12 protein-coding genes and 1 pseudogene are annotated in these 15379 nt (G+C 43.1%); 9 read left to right on the forward strand and 4 right to left on the reverse strand.

What is annotated here, in order from left to right; translation table 11 throughout:
* Positions 1 to 5: 5 nt before the first annotated feature.
* Complete coding sequence (locus BM243_RS00975) at positions 6 to 1136, forward strand: YcjF family protein (protein WP_074909164.1); 1131 nt, start codon at positions 6 to 8, stop codon at positions 1134 to 1136.
* A gap of 60 nt (positions 1137 to 1196) precedes the next feature.
* Complete coding sequence (locus BM243_RS15165; RefSeq protein ID WP_177213430.1) at positions 1197 to 1358, forward strand: hypothetical protein; 162 nt, start codon at positions 1197 to 1199, stop codon at positions 1356 to 1358.
* A 35-nt stretch (positions 1359 to 1393) separates the two neighbouring features.
* Here BM243_RS15165 and BM243_RS00980 read toward each other — a convergent pair whose 3' ends face one another.
* Both BM243_RS00980 and BM243_RS00985 read right to left on the reverse strand, forming a co-directional pair.
* The gene (locus tag BM243_RS00980; protein WP_074909167.1) at positions 1394 to 1885 is read right to left on the reverse strand and encodes a deoxycytidylate deaminase; all 492 of its coding nucleotides are present in this window, start codon (positions 1883 to 1885) and stop codon (positions 1394 to 1396) included.
* Entirely contained in the window at positions 1878 to 2336 is a 459-nt protein-coding gene (locus tag BM243_RS00985) for a GNAT family N-acetyltransferase (protein WP_074909170.1), read from the reverse strand. The genes BM243_RS00980 and BM243_RS00985 overlap by 8 nt, the downstream gene beginning before the upstream one ends.
* A 208-nt stretch (positions 2337 to 2544) precedes the next feature.
* On the opposite strand from BM243_RS00985, the gene BM243_RS00990 reads away from it, so the two are divergent.
* A complete protein-coding gene (locus BM243_RS00990) occupies positions 2545 to 3999 on the forward strand; it encodes a hypothetical protein (protein WP_074909172.1) in 1455 nt (484 codons plus the stop codon).
* Positions 4000 to 4326: 327 nt separating this feature from the next.
* Positions 4327 to 5679, forward strand: a complete 1353-nt coding sequence (locus BM243_RS00995) for a sodium-dependent transporter (RefSeq protein WP_074909175.1) — start codon at positions 4327 to 4329, stop codon at positions 5677 to 5679.
* Positions 5680 to 5747: 68 nt separating this feature from the next.
* On the opposite strand, the gene BM243_RS01000 is transcribed toward BM243_RS00995, so the two are convergent.
* Positions 5748 to 7247 carry a Ppx/GppA family phosphatase gene (locus BM243_RS01000; protein ID WP_074909178.1) on the reverse strand — a complete coding sequence of 500 codons (1500 nt, stop codon included), beginning with the start codon at positions 7245 to 7247 and terminating at the stop codon, positions 5748 to 5750.
* Between the two features lie 214 nt (positions 7248 to 7461).
* On the opposite strand from BM243_RS01000, the pseudogene ppk1 reads away from it, so the two are divergent.
* Both ppk1 and BM243_RS01010 read left to right on the forward strand, forming a co-directional pair.
* Positions 7462 to 9582 (forward strand): annotated as a pseudogene (ppk1, locus tag BM243_RS01005) (polyphosphate kinase 1); the annotation flags it as partial.
* 14 nt (positions 9583 to 9596) lie between these two features.
* Positions 9597 to 10262 (forward strand): hypothetical protein, encoded by a 666-nt coding sequence (locus tag BM243_RS01010; RefSeq protein ID WP_074909184.1) that lies wholly within the window; start codon positions 9597 to 9599, stop codon positions 10260 to 10262.
* 42 nt (positions 10263 to 10304) lie between these two features.
* Here the strand turns inward: BM243_RS01010 and BM243_RS01015 are convergent, their stop codons facing one another.
* On the reverse strand, positions 10305 to 11039 hold the full coding sequence (locus tag BM243_RS01015) for a glycerophosphodiester phosphodiesterase family protein (RefSeq protein WP_074909187.1): 735 nt from the start codon (positions 11037 to 11039) through the stop codon (positions 10305 to 10307).
* Between the two features lie 125 nt (positions 11040 to 11164).
* Between BM243_RS01015 and BM243_RS01020 the strand changes: the two genes are divergently transcribed.
* The 3 genes from BM243_RS01020 to BM243_RS01030 all read left to right on the forward strand — a co-directional run bounded on the left by BM243_RS01020 (position 11165) and on the right by BM243_RS01030 (position 15286).
* Entirely contained in the window at positions 11165 to 12253 is a 1089-nt protein-coding gene (locus tag BM243_RS01020; protein ID WP_074909190.1) for a metallophosphoesterase family protein, read from the forward strand.
* The gene (locus BM243_RS01025; protein ID WP_074909193.1) at positions 12250 to 14763 is read left to right on the forward strand and encodes an ATP-binding protein; all 2514 of its coding nucleotides are present in this window, start codon (positions 12250 to 12252) and stop codon (positions 14761 to 14763) included. Before BM243_RS01020 ends, BM243_RS01025 begins: the two co-directional genes overlap by 4 nt.
* 103 nt (positions 14764 to 14866) lie before the next feature.
* Positions 14867 to 15286 (forward strand): CBS domain-containing protein, encoded by a 420-nt coding sequence (locus BM243_RS01030; RefSeq protein ID WP_074909196.1) that lies wholly within the window; start codon positions 14867 to 14869, stop codon positions 15284 to 15286.
* Positions 15287 to 15379 lie beyond the last annotated feature (93 nt).

Consider the following 15379-nt stretch of genomic DNA (forward strand, 5'->3'; position numbering starts at 1 on the left):
TATGAATGGATGTTATACATATAGTTCAGGACATATTACAGAAAACAGAAGAAGAAGTAAAATCCATGTCGCCTGTCAATATCCTAGTGGCAGGAAAGACAGGTGTAGGGAAAAGCACCCTCATCAATGCGGTATTCCGGGAAAATCTCACACAGACAGGAATCGGAAAACCAGTGACCAAACATCTGGAACGGATCACAAAAGAAGGGATTCCATTGGTTCTTTTCGATACAAAAGGGTTCGAGCTGAACGAGCAGGTACAGAAAGAAGTACGCAAAGAAGTGCTGGAAGAAATACAGAGAGCTCACGCCATGGGAGACAAATCCAAAGAAATACATGCGGTCTGGTATTGCATCAGTGCGGCCAGTCACCGTTTGGAGTCTTTTGAGGAGGGTTTTCTACGGGAGCTTTCAGAAAAACTGCCGGTGATTCTTGTGCTCACGCAGAGCATCCTGGAGGAAGAGACTTCCATGCTCATGGACTACATCTACTCACTCAAGCTGAAGCTGGAGCGGGTTATTCCAGTGGTGGCCAAACCTTATAGAATCGGTTCACAAGAGCTTCCTGTCACCGGTCTCAAGGCTCTGGTCCATGAAACCTTAAGGCTGCTGCCTGAGGAGGTAGAGCCAGCTTTTATCAACGCCCAGAAAGTCGATGTGATGAAAAAGGCGGAGCTTGCCCGTAAATGGTCCAGAGGATTTATCACTGAAACTTTCATGGTGGGCTTCACACCTATTCCATTTGCGGATGCACCCATCCTTGCATCCAGCCAAGTGGCTATGATCGCAAAAATCACGAGCATCTTCGGAGTATCGATGAATAAAGCTCTTGTCACCAGTATTGTTTCATCGGTCACAGGAGTTTCAGGCGCTGTCTATACGGGAAGGGCTCTGGTGAGCAATCTTCTGAAACTGATTCCTGGTGCAGGAACAGTCGTTGGCGGAATCATTTCCGGCAGCACAGCAGCGCTGATCACTACAGCACTGGCTTATGCTTATATCAACCTCATGGTCCTTGTGGCAACAGCAGAGTATAAAAATGCCACCATGAAGCAAAGTGAGATCATGGACTTCATGCAGAAGGAATTGAAGAAGCAGATGAAATTAGTCAAGAAAGAAAAGCCTTACGAGAAATAACCGCTTTTCTTTAGCTCCTTCATAGGATATACTGAAAAGCGGATCAGAAAGGGGATAAATATGGCACTGAGTAATACAGCAAGAGAAAAAATGCTTCAGATCATTGAATCAAAGAAGCAAGGAAGCGGAAAAAATGGGAAGACAGACAGACCGGAAAAGAGTATCCAAGGAACTTCCAAACCTAAAAAAATGAAGAAGAACGGCGGTTTATTCGACAAGTAAAAAAATCCTCATCCGAACTGGATGAGGATTTTTTATTATAATGCTTCATCTTCCATAGTTAGCTTAATTGTCTCAATCTGATTGATTCTCATAAGTTCCAGCGCGTAATCATCCAGTCTGTAGTCATCCAGATAATAAATCGTCCGAATACCAGATTGGATCAGCGCTTTGGTGCAGTTGAGACACGGAAAGTGTGTGACATAAATTTTGGAATCTTTAAGAGATATTCCTTCTCTAGCGCAATAGGCGATACAGTTGATTTCTGCATGTAGTGTTGCAATACAGTGTCCATCTCGCATCACATGCCCAATATCATCACATTGTGGTGTTTTACTGCCTACGCTGCCATTGTATCCAGTGGCGATGATCCGATTGTCCTTATTGACGATGACAGCACCCACATAAGCTCTGTCACAGGAAGATCTCATGGCCAGAACTTTGGCAATACTCATAAAATATTCGTTCCAGCTCTGCCGCTTCCGTTTTGGTTTCGTGCTTTTGACAATTTCGTAGCTTTTCTCACTCATGTTCCAACTCTCCTTTAAACTCCATTTCCACATGGGGGATGTCATCTTCCAGATAGGGTTCTTTTCCAGTCCTTTTGAATCCCAGCTTTTCATAAAACTTTTCTGCGTAAGCTTGAGAAGATAGCACAATATGAGGCTCTCCCATTCTTTGCAGCGCCTCTATAGATGCCTTCATTACCTTTGCACCATATCCTTTGCCACGATGAAGAGGACTGGTAACAACACGCCCTATGGACGCTTCAGGATACTTGATCCCACTTTTGAAAATACGGGTATAGGCAGCCAATTGCTCTTCATCATACAAAAACACATGAAGCGCTTTCTGGTCTGTATCATCGAGATCCTGGTAGGGACAGTTCTGTTCTACAATAAAAACCATTTCTCTCATTCGGAGCATGGCATATAGTTCTGAGACGGTCAGTTCGTGAAAAGATTTGATTTCAAATCGCATAGGGCCTCCTGTATCCACTTTTTATCTGATTATGGGTAAACTGTGAAAAAAATAATAACATTCAAAAAAAGAAGTCATTCTTGCTCTAAATATAGGATAATAGAATTATAGATGCTTGTAAAACATTTTTACCCATTCTCCTCTCTTATCAAGAAGAGAACGACGGCCCTGCAGATTTTTTCAGGGTAAAGTGAAGTGGAGGTGCCTCATGGAAGAAAAAGAACAGAAAAAATATCTCAAAGAAAAAGAGAAACTCGTGACCAAAGTCGGATATCTCCAGCGTGTGCTGAAGGAGTATAAAGTACCTGTGATGATTGTGTTTGAAGGGGTGCACGCTTCAGGCAAAGGCAGGTTGTCCAATGAGCTGCTCCTTGCTCTGGATTCGAGATACACCAAATTCTACGCAACCCATGCTCCAACAGAGACAGAGCGAAGAAAACCCTTCTTATGGCAGTATTTTGTGAACTCACCAAGCCATCAGGAAATATATATCTATTACCGAAGCTGGTACTCTTTATACATTGCCATGAAAAATAATATCATCAAAGACAGCTTATATGATGGAAGCAAGCTTCTTCTTCAGGAGATCAGAAACTTTGAAAAGACCCTTCGTAATGATGGCACAGAACTGATCAAATTCTATGTGGACATTGAGGAAGATAAACAGAAGGAACATATCAGGCGGATGTATGATAACCCCAGAACTATGTGGAAAGCTCAGGAATATGACCGTGATAATGATGAAGACTATAAAAGAGAGATGGAGAAGATCGTTCTGGAGGATCAAAACTCCTGGCATCGCATCAAGTATGAAACCAGCTTTGTATCCGTCAACGAAGTACTAGAAACCATCGTGAACCGTTTGGAAAAACGACTGAAGAAGGAAAAGAAAAGAGCCGAGGAGGAACCAGAAAAAAGAGATGGTTTCTTCAATGGAAAGTATCCTGATATCCTGAAGAAATATGAAGGAAATCACGATCTGAGCAAAGAAGACTATAAGGATAGACTGGATCGGCTTCAGAAAGAGATGCGGGACATTCAGTATACACTCTATGAGAGGAAAATCCCCCTCATTCTTGTGTTTGAGGGCTGGGATGCGGCAGGAAAAGGTGGCAACATCAAGCGGATCATCCAGCAGCTGGATCCTACTGGATACGAGATCAGCACCACCGCTGCGCCAACAGACATAGAGCTTCGGCATCATTATCTGTGGCGCTTCTGGAAACAGGTACCCAAGACAGGCCATATATCCATCTATGACCGCTCCTGGTACGGCAGGGTCATGGTGGAAAGGGTAGAAGGATTCGCCTCCAATAAAGATGTGGAGAGAGCGTATGAAGAGATCAATGATTTTGAGACATCCCTGACAAATTTTGGCGCAATCGTATTGAAGTTCTTCATCCACATCTCTAAAGAAGAGCAGCTGAAGAGATTTGAGGCACGCCAAGCTGATGAGAACAAAGTCTGGAAGATCACAGATGAAGACTGGCGAAATCGTGAAAAATGGGATCTTTATGAAGAGGCCATCAATGATATGCTGGACAAAACAAATATCAAAAAAGCGCCTTGGCTGGTGATCAATGGAAACAACAAACGGTATGCCAGGATCACGGTCCTTGAAACAGTCATCACCGCCTGCACTGAACGATTCCTTGATAAGTAGTTCACAAAAACCATGCCAAGAAACCCAATCAAATATTGAATTCTATAATAATTTCAAGCTGTAATAACGAAAAAGACATTTGTAAAGGATTGCAAGTGTCTTTTTCTCATAAACTTATGGAAAAGAATATAATAAATCATCATAAAAACGAAGTTCAATTTACGGATATGAGAATCTTGAGTGGGATAAGCATATTTTTATTGCCAATGTTTTTCTATTGCACTTATAATATAACCTATAATTTTTAGCGGATGTGTGAAGCTTCTCAAAAGATGTAAATCCTGGAGAAAAAATCACAAACTCTAAAAATAAAAAGGGGGAATAATTATGGAAAATAACAGAGGATCCTGGTCCTCACGATTCGGATTCCTGATGGCTGCCGTTGGTTCTGCTGTTGGATTAGGTAATCTTTGGAAGTTCCCGTATCTTGCGGGCGAGAACGGCGGAGGCGCTTTTGTGCTTGTGTACATCGGTCTTGTAGTTCTATTAGGCTTTACACTGATGCTGGCTGAAATGACCATAGGAAGACATGCGAACTCTGATGCTTATGGTTCCTACAACAAAATCAAGAAGGGTTGGGGATTTGTTGGCGGTATCGGTATACTAGCAGGATTTTTGATCCTGTCCTACTACTCTGTTGTTGGCGGTTGGGTTATGAAATACATCGTCGCCTCCTTCACAGGCACCGGTACAGATAAATCTGTATTTTTCGGAAATTTTATTTCTTCACCAGTTGAACCACTTGTTTATCACTTGATTTTTATGGGACTCACTGCAATCATTGTTATTCGTGGAATTTCAGGTGGTATTGAGAAGGCATCCAAGTTCCTGATGCCTGCACTGTTTGTGCTTCTTCTGGTTACGGTGCTGCGTTCAGTGACGCTGGATGGAGCTATGGAAGGTATCAAGTACTTCATAACACCGAATTTCAGTGAAATTACACTGAAGGTTGTCATCGCCGCACTTGGCCAGGTCTTTTTTTCTCTCTCCCTTGGCATGGGCATCATGGTCACCTATGGAAGCTATCTGAGAAAAGACGAGGACATGGAAAAAGACGCCTTCATCATTCCTTCTCTGGACTCTCTGGTGGCCATCCTTGCAGGATTCGCAATACTTCCAGCTGTGTTTGCCTTAGGTTTTAAGCCTGGTGAAGGTCCTGGACTCATGTTCATCACGCTTCCAGCTGTATTTGAGAACATGCCTCTGGGTTCCATTTTCGGAGCACTCTTCTTTGTACTTGTATTCTTTGCAGCCTTATCTTCTTCCATCTCACTGATGGAAGTTACAGTAGCCTTTGGTATCGATAAGCTCAAGTGGAGCAGAAAGACATCCGTAATCATATTCACCACCCTGATGTTTATCATCGGTATCGGCGCATCTTTATCCATGGGCGAATGGAGCGATTTCCTTATTCCTTGGATCGACGGAAAAAGCTATGGAATCTTTGATTTCCTGGATGTTGTAACATCTTACTATCTGCTGCCGTTGGGCGGACTCTTGGGGGCTCTCTTCATCGGATTTGTCTGGGGCGTGCCAAATGCAGTGAAGGAAATCAAAATCGGAAGCAAGTTTGTTACAGAAAAGCTTTGGTCTATTCTGATTAAATATGTAGTACCAATTCTTGTATTCCTCATCCTGTTGTCCACCACAGGCCTGCTGAACAAATTGTTCGGACTGTAAAAATAGATCCATACCTCACAAAAAGCTCTGGCTGTTTCTAGCCAGAGCTTTTCATTACACCGATATGATTACCCACGGTACTGGAACTGTACCCTTAAATGTCTTTTATAAAGATATCTGAATTTTGTCAGATAAGGTTTCAGCTCTTCTTCTTTAAATATCGGATCCTCTTTGGTATGGACCTCAATGACGAGGGCATCATCCGTGACTTCCACCTTCTTCACCTGTGCCTCTTTCGAAACGCCGAAGTTGATGGCTTCTGCAATTTTAATGAGTATTCCAAGCATTTCGATGGTCCTCATATCTCTCTGGGATAGAATCTTCTTGTTGAAGAACTCCTTCAGAAGATCATTGGCAGAAAAAACAGAAGCGCAGGAGGCTGCCATTAAGATCTGTTTCTGACTGAGCCCGTTTATAGGTGCATTGAGGATGCTGTAGAACGTATTCCGGTCCCGTTGGAAGTAATTGATACTGGTGCCCAGATCATATAGATAGGTGGCGGTTTTCAGTACTTTTCCATTGCCCAGAAGATACGGATATTTTTTAGTCAGCGCTCCGTAGAGGGGGCTGACGATCTTGAACAGATCTTTTCCTTCATAGCCGGGAGACATATGATTCTGAATGATGTTCTCCAGAGAAAACTCCAGCACATCACGAACCCGTTTATTTCTCCCGAGTATGTGCTCAAAAAGTAAGCCATCACGAATGCCCGCATTGGACACAAAGATTTTTTTGGCATTCTGCACCTGCATAAGCACGTTTAGAGTTGCTAAAGAACCAATGAAGATGTCTTCCCGGTCTTTGCTGAGTCCATAAACCTTCTTAACTTTCCCGCCCAAATAGCCTCTGATCAGCTCATAGATTTCCTCCACATCTTTCTGCTCCATGCTGTAGTTGTGGGATATGAACATGGCGTTGTCTTTTCTGAACCTGTCGATTTTCCCAAGCGTCCTGATGGACCCGCCAATTCCAACAATGGGATATCCCTTGGCATTCTTCAGCCAAGGCACATCACGAAATGTATTTCTCAGGTACTGGTGAAGCTGATTCTCAGCTTTGGGATTGCGTTTGAGATCAAAAAGCTCTGTGAGCACAATGCTTCCAAATGGTATGGAAATAGATTCCTGAAGCCTGTTGTCATGGATGAGTGCAATCTCTGTGCTGCTGCCGCCGATATCCACCATGAGGCATCGGTCCAGATCCAAAGTGTTCACTGTGGCATAATAGTCATAAAAAGCTTCTTCTTCCCCTGAAAGGATCCGGATGTCTTTCCCAAGAGCTTTTTTAGCTTTTCCTAGAAATTCCTCCTTGTTGCTGGCCTTTCTTATTGCCTCTGTTGCCACCGCAATGACCTCAGTTACATTTTTCGAGTCCATGTAGGATTTGAAATGTTTGAGGACACGGATTCCATAATCGATGCGGTGGGGATGGAGATGATTCTCCACCATATCCTGACCGAGTCGTGCTGAGTGCCTGACTTGACCCACCACGGTGTAATAGGTTTTCTGCACGTCATAAACGACCAGTCTCATGGAGTTAGAGCCTATGTCGATGATACCGATTCTCATAGCTCCTCCTTTCAAATCTTTCGTATTTTATACTATTATATCAGGGTTTCTTTATCTTTCCTAACACTGTATCAGTTAGACGCAGGGAGAAGGGAGTGTTGTCCATAAAACCAGGAGCCTTGGACCTTAAACATGTAATTCTTATGAATTTATCGCAATTTTTGTATAATTCAACGGGTGAAATGGATATAATAGAACTAAACAAACGAAGGATAGGAGGAATTTCATGGATTCATATTTATCATCACCCCAAGATTTCATCAACAGGGAACTGAGTTTTCTGGAGTTCAACCACCGGGTTCTGGAAGAGGTGAAGGATCAGAATAATCCACTTTTCGAACGATTGAAATTTGCCGCCATTGTTATATCAAATCTGGATGAGTTCTACATGATTCGATACGGGACTTTATCCGATCAGATACACGCAAAAATCTATAAAAGAGATTCTTCTGGAATGACCCCAAAAGAACAGACCACTGCCATCAACAGACGGACAAGAATCCTCTTAGATGATCTGTATCATCTGGTCAACGGAAAAATCAAAAAGGATCTGAAGAACATCGGTATTGAGTTTCTAGACCACAAAAGCCTCACAGAGGAGCAGCTTTCCTATGTGGATTCTATTTACGAACACAGCATCTATCCGGTGCTGACCCCCATGGTGGTGGATTCTTCCAGGCCATTTCCGCTGATCACTTCAGAAACGCTCAATATCGCTGTTCTTCTGGAGGACAAGGCTTCCCTGGAAAAGCATCACATCGGAACCATTCAAGTACCGAATGTGCTGGATCGGTTCTACTATATTCCCGGGAGTTCAGACACTGAAAAGCAGTATATCCTTCTGGAGGAGATTCTGAAGCTGAAGCTGAAAGATTTATTCAATGCTTTTGATATCCTTGGCTATTCCTGTTACAGAATCAGCCGTAATGCCGATCTGGAATATAACGAGGAAGAGGCCGATGATCTTTTGGAAGTGATCAAAGAAACCATTAAGCTGAGAAAATGGGGGAATGTCATTAAACTGGAAGTGGAAAAACACATATCTTCTGAACTGTTGGAGTATCTCATGGATGAATTCGAGTTGACGAAGGAAAACGTATTTCAGATTGACGGACCTTTGGACCTTCGCTTTCTTCATAAAGTCAGTAGACTCCATGTGGATGAATCTTTGAAATTTAAAGAAATCATTCCACTGCCAGTTCCAGAGCTTCTTTCTCATGACGATCTGTTTCAGTCCATCACCCATAAAGATGCGCTGCTGCACCATCCCTACGACAGTTTTTCCACCATTGTGAAACTGGTGAAACAGGCCGCCTCTGACCCGGATGTGCTGGCCATAAAGCAAACGCTTTACCGAGTTTCTGGAAACAGCCCCATCGTGAAAGCTTTGGCTGAAGCAGCAGAGAATGGAAAACAGGTGACCGTACTGGTGGAGCTGAAGGCACGCTTTGATGAGGAAAACAACATCAACTGGGCGCTGAGGCTCGAAAAAGCAGGCTGTCATGTCATCTACGGGGTCACGGGTCTGAAAACCCACTGTAAGGCACTGCTCATTATACGAAGGGAAAACAGCGAGATAAAACGGTATTTCCATGTGGGCACCGGAAACTACAATGACATCACAGCCAAGCTCTATACCGATGTGTCCCTCGTCAGCTGCAACGGAGAACTTGCAGAGGACATCTCCGATCTGTTCAACAGACTTTCCGGACATTATAAGTATGGGAAGATGCGGCAGGCCATTCTGGCTCCTGAAGATATGCGGAACTATTTTACGCAGCTCATCGAACGGGAGAGAAAAGCGGCAAAAGAGGGCCACAAGGCCTATATGATTGCTAAAATGAACTCTCTGGTGGACAAAGACATCATTGAAAAGCTCTATGCAGCATCCAAGGATGGCGTGGAGATTGATCTCATCATCCGTGGCATCTGCTGTCTGCGCCCTGGCATCAAAGGGCTCAGCGAGAACATCAAGGTCCGTTCTATTGTTGGCAGGTTCTTGGAGCACTCCCGTATATTCTATTTTTATAACCGTGGAAACGAGGAGCTTTACATCTCCAGCGCGGACTGGATGGAAAGAAACCTCAACAAACGTATAGAACTGATGATTCCCGTGACCAACGATGATGCAAAACATAAGCTGAAAACCATTCTGGACCTGAACTTGAAAGATACAGCAAAAGCTCGAGTTCTTACTTCCACTGGCGAATATAAAAGAATGCAGACAAAAGATGATCCTTATAACTGTCAGGAGGATCTCATAATACGGACAGAAAGAAAATTCAACAAATACAGAAAAAGACTGGCAAAACTTCAAAGAGAAGGGCGCCTGTAAAGGAGAGAATCAAAATGAAAATCAAACTGAACTCATCAAATCCCAGACACGTGGACATAGTCAAAGCCTTAGTAGAGGAGTTTCCAGAAATCACTCTGCTCTCAAAGGACCGGAAGTGGGGGAGCGAACAGCCGTCTTTCAAATATAAAGACCAGCTGTACGAGTTTAAAACCATAGAGGAGCTCATCCATCAGGTGAACAAAATCATGGGGCTGAAAAATAAGGATTATCATAAAAAAGGAAAGAAGATTGCCGAGGATCATCCAGTGGAAGAAGAGCTGCTCCTTGAAATTCCCATCGAAAAATATAATCTGAGTGATCTCAATATAAAGCTGCGGCTTGGCAGTCATGGTGAGAAAAGCAGCACCTATGAATCCGAGAACCAGACACTCCATTATGAAGTGGAAGAAGCTCTGGAAGAAGAGATGGAGAATCTTCCCATGGAGGAACCAGAAATTTCTATGACCTCCGTCAATAATGATATCGTTCTGGACATCCCAGCTGAGAAGTTTACCCTTCACGACTTGAAACTCAACATCAAGTTCACACAGTATGGAGAACCCGTGTCCTCCTATGAAGTGAAAAAAGAAGAGAAGAAAGAAGAAATGATCCAGACAGAGGAAGAACCAGCTGATCTTTCCAAAGAAGTGGGTCCATTTGGTGGAGAAGAACAGCAGTAACTAAAAAACCTGATCATCCAGTTGCCATAAGCAGCTCGATGATCAGGTTTTCCTTTTTCTCCCCAGTACTTTCTTCAATCTGTCAGGCCTGTCTGTGATCATGCCATACAGATTGGGGATGTGGAGAAGATACCACATGAATAAAGGATGGTTTACGGTCCATGGGGATATTCTCACCCCCAGTTTTTTCAGTTTGGCTATATTCCAGGGCCAGAGACTGGTGAATTTTGGATGAATAAATTCCAGCTGCGCAGATTCTATCCAAGACAGATCCTCTTCTTTTCTCAGTTTCGTAATATAGGCACAGGGAACAAGAGGAGCAAGAGCCTTCAGCTTTAGTACACTTTCTTTTTGAAATGAGGAGAAAATCACCCGGTGTTCCAGGTTAAACTTTTTCGTAAGAGAAACAAGCTTTTCCTCCATGCCTTCATGGGGGCGCAGATTGTTTTTCAGCTCAATGACTGTAATGATATCCAGGTCCTGAACCCAGTTGAAATAGGATTCCAGGGATAGGATCGGTGCATAGACTGTTCTGTTGAACAGCCTTTTCCTGATCTGAAACTGTTCAAGATCAGGAAAAGTATGATCCAGTAAAAATCCTTCGGTCTGAATGAGGCGTCTAAAGGTATCGTCATGAAAAAGAACCAGTGTTCCGTCTTTTGTGAGCTGCACATCCAGCTCAATGGCATCCGAAGATGCTTTCACTGCTTTTTCAAAAGCAAGCAGGGTGTTCTCTGGATATTTCCCGCTGAATCCTCTATGGGCAATGATTTTCATAGTGATTACCTCCATTGAACTCATTATTGCAATTATAGCATACCGTACCCCCAAGAAAACAGAACATCTATTCTAAACACCTCAAACATGCTATACTGAATAGAACTAGAGTTCGAGGTGATACGATGAAAACAGTAAAAATAGTTCAAAGTGGTGATTTTCATCTGGATTCCCCACTGACCCTTCATAATATAAATTTTAGATCCCAGCGGAAAGAAGAACTTTTGAACACCGTGGAAAGAATTATTTCACTGGCAGTGAAAGAGAAAGCAGATTTGATCCTTCTGACGGGGGATCTTTTCGATTCCATGAGAGTATCCAGAAAAACCCTTCTTTATCTCCAAAAGGAGTTTATCCGATTTCCAGGAAGAATCTTCATTGCTCCTGGAAATCACGACCCCTTTATACCAGAAAGTCCCTACATCACCTTTTCCTTCCCGGAAAATGTGCACATCTTCTCCTCCTATGAGGAAGTATATCTGGAGGAGCTGGATTGTGTTGTCTGTGGAGCTGGGTTCCAATCTGGGTATGTCAAAGAAAGCCTTCTTCAAGACAGAAGCTGCGCCACTCAGGCTGAGATCCGAATTCTCCTTATGCATGGAGACGTTACAGAGGGGAGTTCTCTTTATAATCCACTGTCAAGCGAGAGCATCCGCCAAAGCGGATTCAGCTACATTGCTTTGGGCCATAGGCATTCTTTTTCCGGAGTCTTGTCAGAAGGCAGCACACAGTATGCATATGCAGGGATTCCGGAGGGTCGGGGATTTGATGAAACAGGGGAGAAGGGCGTTCTTTTGGGATCCATTTACAGCAACGGCAGCGCGCTTCAGTTTAAACCGCTGAATAGAAGAACCTACGAAATCCTGGAGGTAGAGATCACATCCCTATTGACTACCCAGGAAGTCTTCTCAAAAATCCGATCTACTCTTCATAGCGACACCAGTATTTACAAAATACTGCTCCGTGGACAGGTATCCCCTTATCTTTCCATCGATTTTGAGCATCTTTCATTGATGCTCTATGAAAAGCTGCCCGATTTTGAATTGAGGGACGAAACAACTCTGGCGGAAAACACTCTCGCCTTTCCACCACACTCCCTTCGTGGTATTTTCATGGAAATTCTCAATGAGAACCGAGAATCATCCGATACAGAATTCTGGAATGAAGTGGAGAAGACAGGACTTGCTGCGCTCTTGCCCGGAGGAATGAGATGAGGATACATAAACTATACATCAAACAGTTCGGGAAACTGAAAGAACTGGAGCTGTCCTTCACCAAAGAGATACAGCTCATCGAAGGTGAAAATGAAGCCGGCAAAAGCACCCTTCAGAGATTTTTTTTATGGATGTTCTACGGAGCCGTTCCCATAAAAGAGTTCAATCTGAATCTACGTGAACTTGCAGTTCCTCAAGGAGAAACCTATGCTTTTGGAAGTCTTGAAGTATTCTTTGACTCTTCTCAACTGATCATCGAAAGAAGAAGCGGTTTAAATCGAAGAGATGACTTCCTGCGCATCTATGAGAAAAACTCTAAGGAACAACGCTATTATCAGGAGCCCCTCGGAAAAAGCATCTTTGGACTGACTGTTCATGAGTTCATTAAGACATTATTCATGGGATCAGAGACAACGTCTGCTTTCAACGATAAAAATGACGGTCTTTTTATGAAGCTCTCCAATCTTTTGGATTCTGGAGAAGAAGAGGTTTCCTACAAAAAGGCGGCTGAAGACATCGACAGGCAGATAAAAGTACTGAAGAACGGAAAAAACGCGGGGTCAATTCCTCAGCTGCAAGGAGAAATCAGGTCTCTATTTGCAGAGTTGGAGGCATCCAAAAGGATGTTTCTGGAAAAAGAAAAGATCCAGAATGAACTGGAAGTGCTGGATACTGAACTGATTTCGCTCAAAAGGCAGCAGGACCTTCTATCGGAGCTCCAAACAAAAGCGCGCTTATTTCATAAGAAGTCCGATATCCTGAAGCTGAAAGGTGCCTTGGATGAGCTGAATGAACTCATCGCTGAAAAAGAGAAGAACTGGATCTCTCTATCGGAAGTAGACGCTAAAATGATCCGAGAAAAAATAGAGCAGCTCCATCTTGCTCAAGAGGACCTTCTAAAAATGAACGAGGAGCATCAGAGAACGGTTCGTGATCTGGAACTCTATCTTACTTATGAGGAAGACCTGAAACTCATGGACGAAATTAAAGCTGAGACATGGATGCAACTGATAGAAGAGGAGCAAGAAGAGCATAGACTGCAACGTGAACTCCTGAAGAATCGAGAGCATCAGGGATACGATCATTCATTTGGCTCTAGAAAAGAAGAAGTGCTTCTTCTTTTGAAAAAATACGAAAGACAATTGAAGTGGCTGAAAAGCACACAAAGAAGCGGACGATTCCCATTGATTTTGATGCTTTTCATTGCCGCTGCAGTCTTCTCTCTGCTGAGACCTTCAGGGCTGATCTTCAGTACTCACTTTCTCCTGGTTCCAAGTCTCATCATCTATGCGCCTCCGGTTCAGAGGAAACTGAGGTCTCATGCTCTCACAAAAATCAGGCACTCTGAAAATCAGATTGATCAAATCAGTCTGGAGCTTGGCCTCGACCCCGGGGAAGTACTAAGATCCAAGAAAATTCTCTTGATGACAGAAGATACAGAGCATCTGAGGATTCTCTCCCAAAAGATCGAAGACATCCAGAAAAACAGGGAATACTACTACAGAATATCAGGCACCTCTACACTGAAAGCATTGGCCTCAGTGATGGAAACCTGCCGGAAGAACATCGGACTGCATCAGGAAAGGCAAGCAAAAGAGACCATTCTAAGAGAACGCATCAGGCCCCAGCAAGATAAAATCACCCTCCTTGAAAGAGATCTTATTTACCATCTTAGTCCCTTAGGATATGATCCAGATAAAGCCAGCCTGGATGATTTCTGGGAAGGTTATGAACTGAACAAAGTCAGAAGGTCCCTTCTTGAGGAGAAAGAAAACCAGCTTCATCTTTCCATCAAAGGACTCATCGGAGAGGAGCCCCTGGAACGAGTCCTGGAAGAGCTGTCTGCCTTTGAAGAGCTTTCTCTTCAAGAGGATATCAGTGAAGAGCTTCTATCAGAGAAAAATCAGCACTTATCGCTGCAGCTGGAAAAAATGACAACTGCTAAAACGGAGCTTAGTGAAAAGTACGAAAGACTCCAGTTCAGGGATCCTTATTATCTGGAAGACTATCTGAACACAAAACATATTGAGGAGCAGAGCCTTCATCGGAGACTGTCTGTACTTCTGAAAACCAAAGAGCTCTTAATGAATGCGGAAGATCTCCTGAAAAAACAATATGTACAGATCCTGGGTGATGAAGTCTCCAGAAGATTTGAACAGATCACTGGTATGAAGAGAACTGTTTTCGTGGAAGATCTTAACAGCATGTCGTTTCAAGAAGGAATCCATAGAAAAGACGATAAAAAACTTTCCAGCGGCGCTCTTTCGCAGCTTTATCTATCTTTGCGGCTGACCATGATCAATAGAATCTTTTCTGAGAACTCTGTTCCAATACTTATGGATGAAGTCTTCAACAGCTTTGACGATCTTCGTATGGAGAATGCACTGAAGCTGCTTATAACAGAGTTCTCCTCCTACCAGATTTTTATTTTTACAAGCCATAAAAGAGAACGTGTATTTCTTGAAAACAGCGCAGAGATTCTTGTGCTGCCAAAGAAGGACAACATGTGAAGCAGTTGTAAATAAGTCCTTAATATCTTCTGAATACGATTACTTGCTTCCTTGTTGTGGTATAATGAAAGTGTAAATAAATCATGAAAGAGGTACTTTGCATATGAATATTGCTTTTTTCCTTACACCGAAATCAGAGCTGATTTACGAACTGGTTGATTCAACCATGCGACAGGTGCTTGAAAGAATGGAACATCATGGCTATTCGGCCATCCCGATTCTGGATCGTGAAGGAAAATACGTGGGAACCTTAACAGAAGGTGATTTGCTTTGGAAGATCAAAAATACTCCAGGACTTTCCTTTCGCAACACCAACAAGGTAAAAGTCTCTGACATAGAGCGACGTAAGAAACACGAGGTTGTCACCATCAGTGCAGAAATCAACGACATCATTGTACTGGCAAGAACACAGAATTTTGTCCCGGTTGTAGATGATGAAGGTGTATTTATCGGTATCATCAAGAGAAGTGACATCATTGACTATTGCTATAACCTCATATCCGACAAAAAGATGATTGTATAGTTATTTTCCTTGGAAAAGCTGAAGATTCTTCAGCTTTTTTATGTTAGAATTCTTTATATAATGCGCTATTGCAAAGAATAGAAAGGGGGAGGC

Source organism: Proteiniclasticum ruminis (assembly GCF_900115135.1).
GTDB lineage: Bacteria > Bacillota > Clostridia > Clostridiales > Clostridiaceae > Proteiniclasticum > Proteiniclasticum ruminis_A.